Genomic DNA, 19,274 nt, shown 5'->3' on the forward strand with positions numbered 1-19,274 from the left:
AGATTTGATAGCGATCCTGTCACAGGTTGGAGCCAATCCGGATTTGCTATTAAGCGATATTCAGGTGAATTCAAGCGAGCAACCGAAAGGCTTCTCGCCAGATTCCATTGACTTTGTTTTCTAAATCAGTTTTCTAAAAATGAATGATTTGACTTATTTGACTTTGCATGTGCAGGGGCGGCGGCTTGTCCGACTGCCCTTGCCTGCAAAGTACTATTTTTCCGACATAATGCTCATTTACGTAGCAACGTACCATTCCAACCGGGGTACAAACCCCATGAAGCAGGAGGGATGTCATTGAAAGCCTTATTTGAGAAGGAAAAAAATTACTGGAGTCATAAGCTGGAATCTGAGGATCATATCATCTGTTTGCCATATACCAATCGTCTGTCCAGGGATACAACTGCAACGAATTCTAACTGTCATACGCACACGTTTACATTTCCATTAGAAATTTCCAAAAGAATATCATCTATAACAGGTGGGGCTCCATGGGCTGTTTTTATGGTCCTGCTTGCTGGAGTAGAAAGCTTATTGCATAAATACACAGGTGAGGAATGTGTGCTGCTGGGCATTCCAGTAGCCAAGTCTGGCAACGGTGCTACCAAGCCGATCAACCATCTGCTTCTATTAAAAAATACGCTAGATTCATCAACAACCTTCAAAACCTTGCTGTCTCAAATCAAAACCTCTGTCAGCGAAGCAATTGGACACCAAAATATCCCTTTTTGGAACTATACCGAGGGACTTGAAATTCCGCGTAACGAGAACGATAAGCCTCTTATTCACACCACGGCATCCCTGCAAAACATTCACACTTCTGATTTTCTGAACCATGTGCAATCTGAATTGGATTTTCAATTTCAATGGGAAAATGCAGCGGTTTCCCTGAATGTGACATACAGCAGCGACCGTTATGACCAGATGACGATTAAACGCTTTGTTGAGCAACTATTACGGCTGTACAGCGTTGTTTTGCATCAGCCAGAGTTGGAGATTTGCACAGCACAAGTGCTGTCAGAGCAAGAAGTAGAGCAGTTGGTTCATACCTTCAACGATACAGTTGTAGATTATCCGAGTCATACGTCCATTCATGAATTGTTCGAGATGCAGGCGAAGCAGACACCTCAGCAGGTGGCAGTAGTGTCTGGACAAGATAGCCTGACCTATGGAGAATTAAATGAAAAGGCTAACCGACTGGCTCATTCTTTACTTAAGCAGGGAATTCGCACCGAGCAGACGGTCGGCATTGTAGCTGAACGCTCGATAGAGATGATCGTAGGTATGCTCGCAATTCTTAAAGCGGGCGGGGTGTATGTTCCGATTGATTCCGAATACCCGGACGAACGCGTGCGCTATTTGCTGGAGGATTCCGGTGCCGAAATACTACTTGTGCAGAAAATAGAACATCGGCCCGCTGAGTTTAAAGGAATGGTGCTTGATTTAAGTGATGCTGCGATTTATGGAACGGATGATGTTGATCGTTACGATCCAATTTTGTCGAATGATCATGGGACAAATACGGATCTGGCTGATATGGCATACGTGGACTGCCTAAATCCGTTTTACTCTATTTCTGCCAGTTCCGAACTTGCTTCTACTTCAACCACACAACCAGAAACCATACAAACAGAAACTACGCAATCCGAACAAGCTGAACCAATACATCAAGTTTACGCAGCTGATCGTTTGGCTTATATTATGTACACTTCAGGTACAACAGGCCAGCCCAAGGGCGTTATGGTGGAGCATCGCAATGTCGTGCGTTTGGTGAAAAATACAAACTATGCACACTTGGATGCTGACACGCGCATTTTGCAGACCGGGTCTGTTGTCTTTGACGCGTCCACTTTCGAAATTTGGGGGGCGCTATTGAACGGTGGACAGCTGGTGCTGGTAAGTCAGGATGTGATTTTGGATGCACCTAGACTTAAGGAAGCTGTCCGTAATCATGGCATTACCACGATGTGGCTGACCGCGCCGCTCTTTAATCAGCTTTCCCAGCAGGATTTGGAACTGTTCGAGGGAATAAGGGAATTGTTGGTCGGTGGCGATGTATTGTCCGTGCCGCATATTAACCGGGTACTGAAGGCTCATCCAAACCTGCGGATTATTAACGGCTATGGTCCCACAGAAAATACGACCTTTTCCACTACACATGCGATCACTAGTATGCAATCCGAATCCATTCCGATTGGGAGACCGATTCATAACTCAACAGCATATGTCGTGGACCACTCGATGCAGCTTCAGCCGATTGGAGCATGGGGAGAACTGCTCGTTGGCGGTGACGGGGTGGCTCGCGGATACTGCAACCGCCCGGACCTGACGAGCGAAAAGTTTATCGACAGCCCGTTCCGTAACGGCGAACGCTGCTATCGAACAGGGGACCTAGTGCGTTGGAATGCGGACGGGACGCTGGAATACAAGGGACGGATCGACGCACAAGTGAAAATCCGGGGCTATCGGATTGAATTGGGCGAGGTGGAGACGCAGCTGTTGAAGCTGGAGGCCGTTCGAGAAGCAGTTGTAATTGCACGGGAGGATGAGCAGGGACAAAAGCAGCTTTGCGCTTATGTGATAACCCATGCGGATGTACAGTTAAGTGAGCTTCGCAGCGCTTTGAGCCGGGAGCTACCGGGTTATATGGTGCCATCGTATTTTGTGCAGCTGGAACAATTGCCCTTGACGCCTAATGGCAAGGTGGATCGCCGGGCGTTGCCGCAACCGGAGGGAGGCATAAGCTCAGGCGCAGAATATGTACCTCCTCAAAATCAATTACAATCACAACTAATCAGCATCTGGAAAGATGTGCTGGAGCTTGAGCGCATTGGCATTAAGGATAACTTTTTTGAAGCAGGAGGACATTCCCTGCGTGCGACCCATGTCATATCGCTTATCCATAAGCAATTGCGTAAAAATGTGCAGCTAAAGGACCTATTCCAGCACCCAACCATCGAACAGCTTGCGCAGGTCATTGAAGCACTGGAGCAAACAACCTATGAATCCATCCCTGTTTCGGAAAATAAGCCATTTTATGCGGTATCTTCGGCCCAAAAACGGATGTATATTCTCAATCAGCTTGATGGATCGGGAATTAGCTATAACATACCTGGCGCTCTGACACTGACGGGTTCACTTGATCATAAGGCACTGGATAATGCGTTCCATCAGCTTATTGACCGCCATGAAACATTGCGCACAAGCTTTGAGACCGTGAATGGTGAACCTGTTCAGCGAGTACATAACGAGGTTCCTTTTCACATGGAGTTAACTTATGCTCACGGAGCTACCCAAAAGGAGACGGATGAGTTGGTACGTAACTTTGTCCAGCCGTTCGATCTTGGGCAGGCTCCGTTATTCCGAGTTGGTTTGATAGAAACAGATCCAGAGCATCATATTTTATTACTGGATATGCATCACATCATTTCGGACGGTACCTCTATAAATGTATTAATTCAGGATTTCATCCGCTTATATGAAGGAGATACGCTTCCGTCACTGCGTATTCAGTATAAGGACTACGCTGCTTGGCAGCGGGAACAGCAACAAAGTGAACGTTATCAGGAACAGGAAAACTACTGGCTTAATACCTTCGCAGGAGAACTGCCCGTGCTGGATATTCCAACCGATTATCCACGTCCGGCGGTGAGAAGCTTTGAAGGGGATGTACTGGAATTTACGCTCAATCAACGTCAAAGCGAAGGATTAAAAAGGATTGCGTTACAGACGGAGTCGACATTATATATGGTGCTGTTGGCTGCTTATACGGCTTTACTTAGCCACTATAGCGGGCAGGAGGATATTATTGTCGGTTCGCCAATTGCGGGGCGGCCCCATGCTGATCTAGGCAATCTGATCGGTATGTTTGTCAATACACTGGCAATCCGCAATTATCCGGAAGGCGGGAAAACATTCCGCGATTATGTGCTGGAGGTCAAGGAACACGCGTTAAAGGCTTTTGAACATCAGGATTATCCGTTTGAAGAGCTGGTAGAAAAGCTGGGTGTGGATCGAGATTTAAGCCGTAATCCGTTATTTGATATCATGTTTGCTTTGCAAAACCTGGAGCAAAAAGAGCAGCAACTGGCAGGGCTGCAATTGGCACCCTATCCGAATGAACAAACGACAGCCAAATTTGATTTGAGTCTGTTCGCGCAGGAGAATGGGGAACAAATTGCCTGTGTTCTTCAATACGGAACCCGGTTGTACAAACGGGAAACCATCGAACGTTTGGCTTTACATTTACAACAGCTGATCAATGTGGTGATAGAACGGCCCGATATCGCGCTTGCGGCTATAGAAATGGTTACGGTCCAAGAAAAAGAACAGCTTTTAGAGCAATTTAACACTGCAGCAGACTCCCCGTATCCACGGGATCAATTGCTGCATGTGCTGTTCGAGGAACAGGTTGAACAATCGCCGGATCGACTAGCGATCACTCTTGCGGATACACAGCTCACTTATCGCGAGCTGAATGAGCGTTCCGACCGTCTCGCACGTATACTTGCTTCCCATGGGATACGGCACGGGTCTGAGACTCAGATACAGCGAGTAGGGATCGTGGCTGAACGTTCCATTGAAATGGTCGTAGGGATGCTGGCGATTTTGAAAGCGGGAGGGGCATACGTCCCGATTGACCCCGATTATCCAGAGGAGCGTATCCGTTATTTACTGGAGGATTCCGGTGCCATGCTGTTATTGTCACAGCGACGAAAACAGGTTCCTTTTGAACCAGGTATTCCAGTCATCGACTTGAGTGACGCACACCTATGGAGTAGTGAATTTGAAGAATATACTCATATCGATGAGTCAGTTTCTATTTCAACTGGGGCATCTGCCTTAGATCTTTCACATGTCATATACACCTCTGGTACGACAGGCAAACCGAAGGGGGTTATGGTCAATCACCGTAATGTCGTACGGTTGGTGAAGAACAATAGCTTTGCCACGCTTGACGAAAATACACGTATGCTGCAAATGGGGGCAGTTGTATTTGATGCCTCCACCTTTGAAATTTGGGGAACGCTGTTGAATGGCGGTCAACTATATATCGTAAATCATGACACTATTTTGGATGCTGCCAAGTTTAAGCAGGCGATTGACAAGTATCGTATTAGCACCATGTTTATAACCTCGGCTTTATTTAATCAGCATTCTCAGCAAGACATTGGAGTATTTGCATCTCTGAAGGAATTGCTCGTGGGTGGTGACGTGTTGTCCGTACCGCACATCAACCGCGTGTTGAAGGAGTACCCGCACCTTCGGTTGATCAATGCTTATGGACCGACGGAAAACACGACCTTTTCCACTACCTACGACATTTCTGAACCGCAAACCCAGTCTGTTCCCATTGGGCGTCCGATTGATCATTCGACCGTTTATGTGGTCAATCGCTTGTTAAAACTGCAGCCTATTGGAGCATGGGGCGAGCTGCTCGTCGGTGGCGATGGCGTGGCACTCGGGTATCTGAATCGGCCTGAGCTTACGGCACAAAAGTTTATTGAAAATCCATTCCGGCCTGGAGAATATTGCTATCGTACAGGGGATTTGGTGCGTTGGCGTGCTGACGGCGTACTGGAATATAAGGGAAGAATGGATGAGCAGGTCAAAATTCGCGGCTACCGCATCGAACTAGGTGAAGTTGAAACCCGTTTGTCCACGATTGCAGGTGTGAAGGAATCGGTTGTTATCGTGCGGCAGGATGACCACGGGCAAAAACAGCTGTGTGCATATTTTGTAACAGATAGCGAATTAAGCGCTAGCGATTTACGTAACGCTTTATCGCAGGATCTGCCGAGCTATATGGTACCTTCCTACTTTGTGCAACTATCCAGACTGCCCTTGACGCTGAATGGCAAAGTAGACCGTCGGGCACTGCCTATGCCTGAAAATAATCTCGATACAGGCATGGATTATGTGGCACCTGAAACGGATGTTCAACAAGCGCTGGCTGCGGCTTGGGGAGCCATTCTGGGCATTCAGAAGGTTGGGATAAAGGATAACTTTTTCCATTTGGGTGGTGACTCTATCAAGGCCATTCAAGTGTCGTCTCGCTTGTTTCAGGCTGGATACAAGCTGGAAATGAAGGACTTGTTTAAATACCCGACAATTGCGGATCTAAGTACTTATATTCAGCCAGTTAACCGAGTAGCCGAGCAGGGCGAGGTTACCGGAAATGTTGTGCTTACACCGATTCAGCGCTGGTTCTTTGAACAGCCAACGGGTGAACCACACTATTTCAACCAATCGGTCATGCTCTATCGGCGGGAAGGCTATGATGAACAGGCGCTTCGGCAGGCGCTCTATCAGATTACAACGCATCATGATGCGTTGCGTATGATTTTCCAGTCGTCGGAGAACGGATATACAGCATGGAACCGAGGTGTAGTTGAAGGTGAACCGTACCACTTGAAGTGCTTTGACTATAGAAACAGCGATGTCATTGAACGGGATTTGGAGCGGGTAATTGAGGCTAAATGCAATGAAATTCAATCTGGTATTTCTCTGAGCGAAGGGCCATTAATGAGGCTCGGCCTGTTCCGTTGCCCGGATGGAGATCATCTGCTGGTTGCGATTCATCATTTGGTGGTAGATGGAGTATCCTGGCGTATCTTATTTGAGGATTTGGCGACAGCATATGAGCAAGCCTCCAAGGGTGAACAGGTAATTCAGTTACCTCACAAGACGGATTCGTTCCAAACGTGGGCCGAGAAGCTGTACGCCTATGCCAACAGTCCGGCCATGGAACGTGAGCGGGCGTATTGGGAGGAGCTTGCACAAGCGGAACTGGCTCCTTTGCCACAGGATTACGGACATAACGAGCATGATAAGCCATTGATTGGCGATAGTGAGTCGGTTACTGCTTTATGGACAAATGCAGAGACAGAGCAACTGCTCAAGCAGGCCAATCGTGCCTACCGAACAGAAATTAATGACCTGTTGCTGACGGCGGTAGGAATGGCATTACAAGCATGGAGCGGAAATGATCGTTTCCTGATTAATCTAGAGGGGCATGGACGTGAAAATATTCTTCCAGAGGTGGATATTACCCGGACGATAGGGTGGTTTACAAGCCAATATCCTGTTTTACTCGATATGCCAGAAGAAGCGGCTCTTTCGCAGCGGATTAAACATGTGAAGGAAGGACTGCGCAGTATCCCGCAAAAAGGGATCGGATATGGTGTATTGAAATATTTAGCGGTAGCATCGCCAGCCCTGTTTGAAGCAGATCCTGAAATCAGTTTTAACTATTTGGGACAATTTGATCAGGATATGAAGGGAAATGACCTGCAATCATCCCCATACAGCGGGGGCATGCCACTTAGCCCAACTATGGCCCGGACCTATACGCTGGATTTTGGCGGCATGATTTCGGGAGGCCAGTTGGGGCTGACGATTAGCTATAGCCGAACCTGTTATCGAGCAGAGACGATGGAGCGATTGGCGAAATTACTGGAATCGAGCCTGCGCGAGATCTTGAATCACTGTATCCATAAAGAACATACAGAGCTGACTCCAAGTGATATTTCGTATAAAGGAATGAGTATCGAGGGCTTGGACAGCCTGTTATCTGAGATGGGCGCTGCGGGTGAGATCGACAATGTATATACACTGACCCCAATGCAAAAAGGAATGCTGTTCCACAGCCAGCTCGATAGTCAAGCAGCTGCCAATGACGCATATTTTGAGCAGGTTTCTTATGACATGCAAGGTCAGCTGGACATCAAGGCTTTTGCAGAAAGCCTGAATATTCTGGTTCGTCGACATGAGGCGCTGCGTACACACTTTTATTTTGGACGGGATACGGAGCCATTGCAGGTGGTATATCGAAACCGGGATTGCGGTTTCTATTACGAAGATTTACGAGAACTAGATAGCGATCAAAGGGATATCTGGCTGAAGAACTTCAAATTGGAGGATAAAGCACGGGGCTTTGATCTGCGTCGGGATGTCCTGCTACGCGTAGCGATTTTACGCACCGGGGAAGACAGTTACCATTTTGTGTGGAGCTTCCATCATATCGTGATGGACGGCTGGTGTCTGTCCCTTGTGAACAAAGAAGTGTTCGAGGGCTATGCAGCACTTCGGGAGGGCAGAGCTCCAGAACTGGCACCAGCAGTTCCGTACAGCCGCTTTATTGAATGGCTGGAAGCACAGGATCGCAAGACGGCAGTTGACTACTGGAGCAGCTATTTGTCCGGGTATGAACAACAAACAGCACTGCCAGCTGTAAAATCCGGGCGCAAGAGTGAAGGCTATATGGCCAGTGATTGGATGACGGATTGGGAACCTGAGCTGGCCCTTCAGGTGGAGGAGACGGCCAAGCGGTATCAGGTGACCATGAATACATTGTTACAAACTGCTTGGGGGATTTTGCTACAAAAGTATAACAATCACAGTGATGTTATATTTGGCAGTGTCGTCTCAGGCCGTCCATCGGAGATTATCGGAGTCGAGGATATTATCGGATTGTTCATTAATACCATTCCTGTTCGCATCCGTAGTGAAGCAGGAGAATCTTTTGCAGAGGTTATGAAGAAAATGCAGGAGCAAGCGCTGGCATCTCATGCGTATGATACGTATCCGCTGTTTGAAATTCAGGCTTTGACCGATCAGAAACAGAATTTAATTAACCATATTATGGTGTTTGAAAATTATCCGGTGGATGAGCAGATCGAGGAAATGGGAAGTGACGGGCAGGAGTTATTCTCGGTTTCAAATGTGATGGCTACAGAGCAGACTAACTATGATTTGAGCATCGTCGTTATGCCGGGAGAAGGTATAAAAATTCGTTTTATGTATAATTCGGTTAGCTTTGATCAAGCAGATATTGAGCGTCTGCATGGACATTTTGTACATCTGCTGAAGCAAGTTTTGCTTAACCCGAATATTTGTGTTGAAGATCTGGAATTGGTTACATCGTCGGAAAGGCAACAAATTATAGGGGAGTTTAATGACACAGCCCTAACATATCCCTGCAATCAGACGATCCAAAAACGGTTTGAGGAGCAGGTGGAACGCACGCCTGATCAGATTGCCGTCGTTTGGGGTAATGAATCTTTAACTTACCGTGAATTGAACAAGCGAGCCAATCGTCTTGCACGCACCTTGCGCGCGAAGGGAGTTAAACCAGATCAGTCGGTAGGGATTCTGGTATATCGCTCGCTGGACATGATCATAGGCATCTATGCGATCCTCAAGGCAGGTGGAGCCTATGTGCCGATTGATCCGGAATTTCCGGCCGACCGCATCTGCTTTATGCTGGAGGATTCGGGCGCGAAGCTGGTGCTAACGCAATCGCATTTAGCGGAGCAAGCCTCGGTGAGTTTCGACGGTCAGGTGCTGGTGCTGGATCGCGAGGATATCTACGACGAAGATAGCTCGAATTTGGAACCACTGGCCGGACCGCACCATGTTGCGTACGTGATCTACACCTCCGGTTCGACGGGAAAACCGAAGGGCGTGATGGTAGAGCACCATTCCGTGCTGAACCGGATTTTGTGGATGCATGATCGTTACGGTTTGAGTGCAGAAGATACCATTCTGCAAAAGACCGCCTTCACCTTCGACGTGTCGGTGTGGGAGCTGTTCTGGTGGTCGATGGTCGGCTCGAAGGTAAGCCTGTTGTCCGTGGGCGGGGAAAAGAACCCGGAAGACATCGTTGATACGATTGCCCGCGATAGTGTGACCACGATGCACTTTGTACCGGCCATGCTGCATGCATTCCTAGAGTACGTGGAGCAGCAGCCACGGGAAGTGATGCATGCGAAGCTGGGTACGCTGCGCCATGTGTTTGCCAGCGGCGAAGCGTTGCCGCCACAGCATGTGGCGAGGTTCCAGCGGCTCGTGTCGAGCCTGGCCGGAGCGAAGCTGGTCAACCTGTATGGTCCGACCGAAGCGACGGTGGACGTGTCGTACTTCGATTGCGAGCCATCAGAGGAATATGCAGTGATTCCAATCGGAAAACCGATTCAAAACATCCGTCTGTACATCGTGAAGGAAGGCACGGAGCAATTGCAGCCGATTGGGGTTGCAGGGGAGCTATGCATCGGCGGTGTCGGCGTAGCCCGTGGGTATCTGAACCGTCCGGAGCTGACGGCCGAGAAATTTGTGAAGGATCCGTTCTCTGGTGGTGAAGCCGGATACGAACGGATGTACCGCACCGGCGATTTGGCAAGATGGATGCCGGACGGCAACATTGAATACCTGGGTCGGATCGATCATCAAGTGAAAATCCGGGGTTACCGGATTGAACTGGGGGAAGTAGAGGCACGGCTGGCAAGTGTACCATCCGTACGGGACAGCGTTGTTATCGCTTTGCAGGATGGAGCAGGTCAGCAGCAATTATGTGCTTACTTCACTGCTGACGACCAGTTGACCGTCCGTGAGATTCGAACAGTGTTGTCGGGCAGTCTACCGAGCTATATGATTCCATCCGTATTCGTACAGATGGATCATATTCCACTGACTGCCAATGGCAAGATTAACCGTAAGGCGTTGCCTGCGCCAGACACAGTATTAAGAGCAGGTACAGAATATGTCGCACCGCGAACCGATGTGGAGCAGTTGCTGGCAGCCATTTGGCAGGAAGTGCTCGAAATCCCGCAAGTGGGTATCCACGATGACTTTTTCATGTTAGGTGGGCATTCCTTGAAGGTACTGGAGCTTATACGCAAAATTTACCTTGCCACAGACATCGAGCTTCCCATCCGCAGTGTTCTGGAGTATCCGACTATAGAAGAGCAGGGGCTGGTATTACTGAAGTCTGATCTGGAATACAAGGCGGATAGTCCAATCATTCGGTTAAATGAACACGGTCCGGTCTCCATCTTCTGTTTTCCGCCTATGCTTGGATATGGGCTGTCGTTCGCAGAGCTTGCGAAGCAGCTGGACCAAGACGCCGTCGTGTATGGATTAGAATTCGTAGATGATGTTGCAGACGAGCAGGCCATGTTGGCACGATATGTTGATTTAATCATCAGCACGCAGGCGCAAGGTCCGTATGTGCTGCTTGGTTATTCCATAGGTGGTAATCTGGCGCATAAGGTTGCCGACACACTGGAGCGCCAAGGTCATACTGTATCCGATATTTTAATGCTCGATTCGGTCAAAAGGGCAGAAGCCCTGCCTTTCACAAACGAAGAAACAGAGCGGGAAATTCATGCCATGCTGGAACAGGTTCCCGAATCCTATCGTGAGCTGTTGAATGAAACGTACCAGCGTAAAATGATCGCTTATGCGGTGTATGGCAACCAGCTTGTGAACACAGAAAGCGTCCAGGCGAATATTCATGGCTTTGTCGCTGCTGGATCGGAAACGGTGAAAGGTACAGGAGATAATAAACTTTTATGGAAAGATGCTACACAAGGAAGCTATGAAGAACATAGCTTGATTGGGAATCATTATGAACTGCTGGAACCCGGATTTATCGAAGAAAATGTAAAAAGTATCCGTGCCACATTACAAAAGATAACTCAGAACATGAACAAGGACATGACACAAGGTTTGGCCCATCATAATTCTTGAAAATTGCCGGTCGATGATTTAACTAACTGGCATTACTAATTTTATCTGTAACCCATGAATCCTGATCGAACAAGTAAGAAGTCTTCTGCTTACGCGATTCGATCAGGATTCGCTTTATCATGTGCACTCCCGAGATGGGAAGTGCGATGATTCCATAGCGCCTTGCTGATGGCTCCCATTCGGGGTATAAAGATCTGCTCGCTATGCAATCACCGCACGGTTCAAATTATCAAATCAAACTCATACGTAAGGAGAGTACTTGAATATGAAGAATAGAGGCATTTGCTACCTATCCACATTTTTAGCAGTGTTGTTTCTCTGGAATCTGCTCATCGGTTCGGTATGGGCAGCAGACAGTATCACGCCAAATTCGGTGGAAAAAGCAGTAGATGACATGATGAGTACAGAATTGGAAAAATTGCATATTCCGGGAGCTGCCGTCGTGGTGACCCAAGAAGATCACATTCTTTTTAGTAAAGGGTATGGATATGCAGACCTGGAGCGGAAAAAGGCATTCGACCCGGCGAAGACTATTGTTCGTGTGGGTTCGCTAACCAAATCATTTAGTGCAAGCGTAACGATGCAGTTGGTCGAGCAAAATAAGCTTGATTTGAATGAAGACGTAAACCGCTATCTCCACAGCTACCAAGCTTCGCAATACCAAAATCATCCCTTTAATCTGCATCAGCTTCTGACACATACTGCGGGATTAGATGAAGCGATATACGACATTAACAGTTCGACTCGGGCAGGTGTTTTACCTACAGAGCAGTATCTCAGCACGTATTTTAAAAATCAGCCACCTATTCGTAAACCTGGAGTTCAGTATGAATACAGTAATGTCGCCTTCGGTCTGATCGGTAATATCGTGGAGCAAGTAACCGGTCAGGGACTGAATGATTACCTCCGTACACATCTATTCCAGCCCATGAATATGCGCAGCGCGACACTGGAGTTGCCGTTAAATCATCCGGAACTGGCCCAATCGTATCATTGGAAGCATGGAGCTTATGTAAAACAACCCTTATCGTATATCAATCTGCCGGGAGCAGGAGCATTGAACGTCACACCCAACGATTTTTCCCATTATCTGATTACTCATTTAAACCAAGGAGAGTATGAGGGCAAAACGGTGCTCCAGCCGCAAACGGTAAAAATGATGCATGCACAGCAATTTGCAGCAGATGCCCGCCTGGATGGCTTGGGCTATGGATTTTTCCGCGGTCAACTGAAGACGGGGTTACCCATGTTGTGGGCTACCGGAGAAATTGATGATTTTATTTCTGAAATGGTACTGATTCCGTCCCAAAAGATCGGTATTTTTGTGACCATCAATTCAGCCGACACAGATACCCTGCTACATGGTAAAGTCATTGACGCGATAGCCCAAATGCTTCCCGCAAAACCGCATGCCACTTCTCAGTCAATGGCTCGTTCTGCCGCGCAAGTGAAGCTTTCGCCGGAGATCGAGGGCGTATATCAGGTAGATACTACGCCTGTTCATGGATGGGGAAAATGGATTCGGATACTGGGAGGCATTAAATACACCGTTCGAATTCAAGATGACCATACGTTAATTGTTAAAGGAAAATACCCAAATCAGAATGAAACAACAGACAAAGTTTTTCAAGCAGCAGGTGATGGACTCTTTGTGGAGAGGGGGGGCCAGCTCAAAGTTTTGCTATATCAGGATAAGGGTACGTGGATGATGATTGCCCCAGATAGTAAGACCATGAGGCAGACAACACTTTGGCACCGTACCTGGACGCTGCTCGTCAGCTATGCTGCCGCATCCTTATTTTTTATCACAACCCTACTGATTTGGATCATAAGGTATGTGCTTAGAGCTATCCGTAAAACGAATAATCACATTTCATCCAATCTGGCATACATCGCGTTACTAAATACGATTTTTCTCGGCGTCCAGGTCGTCTATGGCAACAATCAGATGGTGTATGGCTATCCCGCCTGGTATATTTGGGGAATTTGCATGCTGCCGCTCCTTTCAGCACTCCTTGCTGTGTGGGTATTGATCGTGAATAGCACAAAGCTGATTACCGGGGAAACAAGAGCCCGGGCTGCTGGAAAAATCCTTTTTGCGGTACTCACATTGCTGCATACGGCCTATCTCTTTTATTGGAACTTCCTCCCATTCCATTATTCCTAAAGATTTACAAACCATCGCATGTCCGAACATAAATGAATGCTAACATTTATATTTAGTGCCCCTCTAAGAGGGGCCTTAAACCAATAAACAGGAGGAATAGAATGGGAATCTTTCATCGTCTTACATCCCGCAGCTTCAAATACGCAACTGCTATGGTTTTCACTTTATCGTTGTACACTGGTGTTGTGGGCAGTGTGCAACCGGCCCATGCAGAAGGTCCAGCTGACCCAGCCCCTTATCTTGCAGCCAAAGTGGTCAATGAGAATGCTGGTAAAAAAGTGTTGTTCGATAATACACATGGACAGACGGCTGGCGCAGCAGATTGGGTGATTGATGGTGGATTCTCAGATTTCGGACAAGCCCTTGCAAACAATGGCTACGATGTTCATGAACTTCGCCAATCTACACCCATTACTTATAATGATTTAAAGAATTATGATGTATTTGTGACAGCAGAGCCTAATATTCCTTTTAAACAAAGCGAACAAGCAGCAATGGAACAGTATGTTAAAGCAGGCAATAGCATTTTTTTCATTGGAGATCATTATAACGCCGACCGCAACAAGAATCGCTGGGATGGATCAGAAAGTATCAACGGGTACCGTCGTGGTGCATGGGAAGACCCTGCAAAGGGAATGAGTGAGGAGGAAAAAGGCTCGGCAGCGATGCAGGGCGTAGTTAGCTCAGATTGGCTAGGCAGTCAGTTTGGTATACGTTTTCGCTACAATGCATTAGGCGATATCACGGCTAACCAGATTGTTGAGCCTGCACAGGCGTTTGGCATTACAACGGGTGTGAGTAATGTGGCGATGCACGCAGGATCAACATTGGCGATTGTTGACCCGACCAAAGCCAAGGGGATCGTATATCTGCCTAAAACCAATCAGGCTTGGGGGAATGCAGTTGATCAGGGCGTCTATAACGGAGGAGGTATAACGGAAGGACCTTATGCTGCTGTAGCCAAAGTCGGTCTAGGCAAAGCTGCTTTCATTGGGGATTCATCTCCTGTTGAAGACGCAACGCCAAAATACTTGCGTGAAGAGACAGGAACCAAGAAGACAACGTATGACGGCTTTAAGGAGCAGGATGACGCCGTGTTACTGGTCAATATGGTAGACTGGTTGTCCAAGAAGGAGGAGTATACCAGCCTATCGGATATAAAAAACTTACAGCTTGATCAGCCGACGGCGTTATTACCTTTTGAAGAACCACAGGCTTCCACGGAACCGCAAGCCGAGCCTTGGTCTGCTCCTGCTGCCGGTTACAAATGGTGGGATTCGCAAACATTCAAGGCCGGTTCCTATGGCGGACCTACAGCCAGTGCACAGCCAGTGTACAGCATCGTTCGTCAGGAGCAACTGCCGAATGCCCAGCCTTTTCAAATTCGCATAGTTGCTGACCAACTGGCTCCGGGTAGCACGATTAGTGGATTCAGCACAGGGATTTATGTGGCGGGCGGTAATCAGGTAGCCCAGATTCAAAATCCGGATGGAAGCTGGCCAACCTCCTACGGTTATAGCGGAACTTTTAGTCTGGAATCCGATAGCAAGGGGCATGCCTATAAGGACTTGACGGTGCGGGTTAAGCCGGGTACCAGTGGTTCAGCTAATCTTAGGTTGAGACAAAACGGCAGCAACCTGCTGACCCAGTCCGTCGTGCTGGCAGATGTCCCAGCCCAACCATTGCCCGATGAAGGAAATACGATTCCAGCTCGTATCCGTGTCGCAGAAGCACGAAGTCTTCCGGCTGGTAAAGTTGTGACCTTAGAGGGGGTTGTGACGACAGAACCAGGGGCATTCGGCGGCCAAGCCTTTTACATGCAGGACGAAAGTGGCGGTATTTATGTATATCAAAATCAAAGCGGCTTTCACCAAGGTGATCGAGTAAAGATTACAGCGAGCTTAGCGCTGTATAACAGTGAATTGGAGTTGACCGATCCAGTGACCGTTGAAAAAACGGGTGAAGGACAACTTCCGCAAGCTGTGCAAGTCACCGAGTTGAGTGATGCGAACCAAGGACAACTGGTTGAGCTTCCTGCTGCAATGATCCGTAATGTGATAGATGCAACACCTGCAGGTTCGTTTGAATTTGATGCAGTTGCGGGTGAGGTTAGCCATCATGTGCGAATCGATGCACGAACAGGCTTAACACGCACATCTTTTCCATATCAAGAAGGGCAGCAAGTGAAGCTGAAGGGGATTTCATCAATTTTCAAAGGGAATTATCAGTTAAAGCCGCGCGGGCTCGATGACTTTTCAACTCAGAATGGTGCTGCTCTGCAAGAGGTAGAGCTTTTGCTGGATCAAACAACCTTTAACGTTGGGGATACAGCAGCCACACATCTCAAGGGTACGCTGACAGATGGCAGTCAAGCCGATCTAAGTCATGCATCTGTTCAGTATATTAGCAGTCATGAATCCGTTACGCTGGATACGTATGGAGAACTTCGGGCCATAAAAGAGGGGAGCGCCAACATTACAGCCAGCGTCACCTTGGACGGTAAAACGGTCGTATCCAATGCTGTAACCGTTAGAGTCGAGAAAACCACTACGGGTGAAGTGCCGGGTAAACCTGTGCTATCTCATGACAATGGTCAGGACACCGGACTGAAGGACGGCGATTACAACATTACCATGAATCTGTGGTGGGGTACGAACGGTGATGAACTCAAGCTGTATGAAAATGACAAGCTGATCGCAACTCAATCGTTGCAAACAGCTTCCCCTGGAGCACAACATGCAGTCATTTCTGTTACAGGCAAGGGCAACGGCACCTACACGTATACAGCCGAGCTGATCAACGCTTCCGGGAAAACGGTCAGCGACCCGTTAACTGTTGAAGTAACGGATGCTTCTCCAGGCATTCCGGTGTTGTCTCATGACAATTGGGACGGTGACGGCACCTATACCCTGACAATGAATATGTGGTGGGGCACAAATGCAACCAAGTACAACATGTATGAAGATGGTAAGCTGATCGACACGCAAAAACTGTCGAGCCGAAGCCCGCAGGCCCAAAGTGCTGTGACCCACATTCAAAACCAAAAGCCAGGTACGTATGAATATCGGGCCGAGCTAGTCAATGCTGCCGGAGAAGTTTCTAGTCAAACCATAAGTGTAGAAGTGAAGGAACGTAATTCGAAATGATAGGCCGTTAAAAAATAAGAGCATCTATTGAGCTCGTGAGAGCCGATAGGTGCTTTTTTGTTGGGAATTATCATTTTAGGTTTGAGTAGGCGAAGCGGAAAGTCCCTCTATTTCTGAGGAGCCATAGAAGAACAGAGTGACTAGAATCACAATAATGATTACCTCTGCAAAATATTCTCCATCAAACTCACTCAACACAAATGTCTCCTTTCGCTTTCTGTTAATTATTTATTATTTACTTTCTGGGAAAAGGCTTGTATCACCTGATCCAATGTCATATTTCCGTTATCATTTAAAAATTTCACCATATTATCGACATTGGTAGGGGCAGATGCTAATGTTTTGTATTTTCCTGTGAGTCCTAAAAATAAAGTTGCTTGCCTGTATAAAGTCACAGAATCGACGTTTAGTTTTCCTGTTAGTAGGAGGGCTGCGACTAGGACCTCCACATTTTTTCCTTGAAGTGCGGAAAAGATAGCTGAATTACTGTTTAATCCATTTTTCTTTTGACCGTTGGGAGGGGATTTGGATTTACGATTCCCGTTCCCATTGCCATTCTTTCCTAAGGAAGCCATTGAATCTTCCTCCCGCCATACACTGCTCCTGTCTGGTTTTCATGAGATATGGGACAAGGGCAGCGGCACTGCACGTGCTCATTAAAATTACGTTATGATCATACGATATGCGAACAATAAAGCTTTGGTTACCATGTGGATACTATGCTCGAAGGTAGCTGACTGCTAATTTTCTGAATTTCTTTTCGCATGTTGGTCCAATTTAGAGTAAACTACAATAAAGCAAGCTAAATGAGCATTGTGCATCAATTCTAGGAGCATTATCCAATCAGCAAAAGATGGACCCTAACGGTTTAGCTCGTTTAGATAATGTATATTCGAGTGTTGAACTTGAATTATGCAAAGTGCTGAAATAGGAGTTGAAATAAGACTATGACGAATGAAGAAGTATTGTTAACTAAAGAGGGATTAGCCAAGTTAGAGGAAGAGCTGAAGGAACTGAAGACGGTAAAACGCAAGGAGCTAGCCGAACGCCTCAAATTAGCCATCAGCTATGGAGATCTAAAGGAAAATAGTGAATATCATTCAGCCAAGGACGATCAAGCGTTTATGGAAACACGGATCATGGTCTTGGAAAAAATGTTGACCAAAGCACGGATTGTAGATCAAAGTAATCTCGATCTTGAAACAGTCGGTATTGGATCTACAGTTATTCTGAATGACATCGAATTTTCGGAGAAGGTGGAATACAAAGTTGTAAGTCCTGCTGAGGCAGATGTTCTGGATAACAAAATTTCCTATGAGAGTCCTTTAGGCAAGGCACTTTTGGGGCAAAAAGTGGGCAGTATCATTCATGTTGATGCCCCCATGGCTGTAATCAAATATGAGTTGCTAGAGATTAAGCTTACCTAGTCCATTCCCGATTCCCTTTATAAGGGGGCCGGGATTTTTCATTTCTAGCTATTTGCAAAACCGTCTGTATGGAATGCATTTGCACTCCACACACTGGACGGATTTCTTGGCTTTGCTATCGTACATTCGTACTTAGATTAATCAGTCATCAGGAAGCCAGCTTGCTCCAATGCAGCACAGGCATCATTGATTTTATCTTCATCTGAGGCATTCAAGGTATGCAGGTGGATGCCTCCAGTCAGTTGGGACAGATAAGTGGCTTGGGTGGAACTGATCTTACGTATAAAATCGTCCACTTCTTTGCGAGTTCCGACCCGTATTGGAGCAGTCAAATCTCCATATACTGGATGCTCGACGATGACATCCTGCACACTGACACCGTGGTCCACAATCAGCTTTAATTCTTCTTCTGCTTGCTCAGGTCCGTGTTTACACACAATAATACGAGAGGCTGAAGGAGCGGCTTGAGCCGCAGGCTCCATATAAATGTATCCTTGACTTGTTGCAAGGATCGGCTCCTGGCTTGCTTTTAACAGGGAGATATCTTGTACAATTACTTGTCTTGAAACGGAGGACCTGCGTGCCAGTTCGCTCCCGGTCAACGGTGATTCGCTTTTGAGCCACAATAATAGCTGTTCTCGGCGATCCGTACCCGACCGTTTTAAAGATTCAGTCAACGGGATAAGCTCCTTTCTTGTCGATGCTTCAGGTCTGTCAAAATATCTACCAGTACATTTAATTCCTCGATGGTGGTTGTCCTACCGAAAGAAATACGGATAAACTGTAAGGCTTCACGACCGGATGCTCCAAGCGCCTGTAAGGCAGGCGAAGGCTCGTGATGTCCGGCGGCACATGCACTACCAGTAGATATACAGACACCGCTGCGATTACATTCCAGCATAACATATTGTCCCTCGTAACCGTCAAAAAAACATCCCACAATATGATGAAGCACAGCTTTTTTCTCGTTTTCCTGTACAATCCAATGTAACGGAATAGACTTCT

At 47.2% G+C, this 19,274-nt stretch carries 7 protein-coding genes; 4 read left to right on the forward strand and 3 right to left on the reverse strand.

What is annotated here, in order from left to right; translation table 11 throughout:
• Positions 1–297 precede the first annotated feature (297 nt).
• The 3 genes from AC5V8P_RS11485 to AC5V8P_RS11495 all read left to right on the forward strand — a co-directional run bounded on the left by AC5V8P_RS11485 (position 298) and on the right by AC5V8P_RS11495 (position 16,842).
• Complete coding sequence (locus AC5V8P_RS11485; protein ID WP_495473638.1) at positions 298–11,529, forward strand: amino acid adenylation domain-containing protein; 11,232 nt, start codon at positions 298–300, stop codon at positions 11,527–11,529.
• A 265-nt stretch (positions 11,530–11,794) separates the two neighbouring features.
• Positions 11,795–13,696, forward strand: coding sequence for a serine hydrolase domain-containing protein (locus AC5V8P_RS11490; protein WP_064797070.1), 1,902 nt, complete (start codon positions 11,795–11,797; stop codon positions 13,694–13,696).
• Between the two features lie 101 nt (positions 13,697–13,797).
• Positions 13,798–16,842, forward strand: a complete 3,045-nt coding sequence (locus AC5V8P_RS11495; RefSeq protein ID WP_064797069.1) for a chitinase N-terminal domain-containing protein — start codon at positions 13,798–13,800, stop codon at positions 16,840–16,842.
• Positions 16,843–17,066: 224 nt separating this feature from the next.
• Here AC5V8P_RS11495 and AC5V8P_RS11500 read toward each other — a convergent pair whose 3' ends face one another.
• On the reverse strand, positions 17,067–17,417 hold the full coding sequence (locus AC5V8P_RS11500) for a hypothetical protein (RefSeq protein WP_063210660.1): 351 nt from the start codon (positions 17,415–17,417) through the stop codon (positions 17,067–17,069).
• Between the two features lie 372 nt (positions 17,418–17,789).
• Here AC5V8P_RS11500 and greA point away from each other — a divergent pair, with 372 nt between their 5' ends.
• Positions 17,790–18,269: a transcription elongation factor GreA gene (greA, locus tag AC5V8P_RS11505; protein ID WP_064797068.1), complete on the forward strand. Its 480-nt coding sequence runs from the start codon at positions 17,790–17,792 to the stop codon at positions 18,267–18,269.
• Positions 18,270–18,406: 137 nt separating this feature from the next.
• Here greA and AC5V8P_RS11510 read toward each other — a convergent pair whose 3' ends face one another.
• Both AC5V8P_RS11510 and AC5V8P_RS11515 read right to left on the reverse strand, forming a co-directional pair.
• Positions 18,407–18,946, reverse strand: a complete 540-nt coding sequence (locus AC5V8P_RS11510; protein ID WP_063210664.1) for a transcription repressor NadR — start codon at positions 18,944–18,946, stop codon at positions 18,407–18,409.
• The coding region (locus AC5V8P_RS11515; RefSeq protein ID WP_495473639.1) for an aminotransferase class V-fold PLP-dependent enzyme at positions 18,943–19,274 on the reverse strand (332 nt) is incomplete at its 5' end. The genes AC5V8P_RS11515 and AC5V8P_RS11510, both read right to left, overlap by 4 nt.

It is taken from the genome of Paenibacillus sp. N119s, assembly GCF_059447605.1.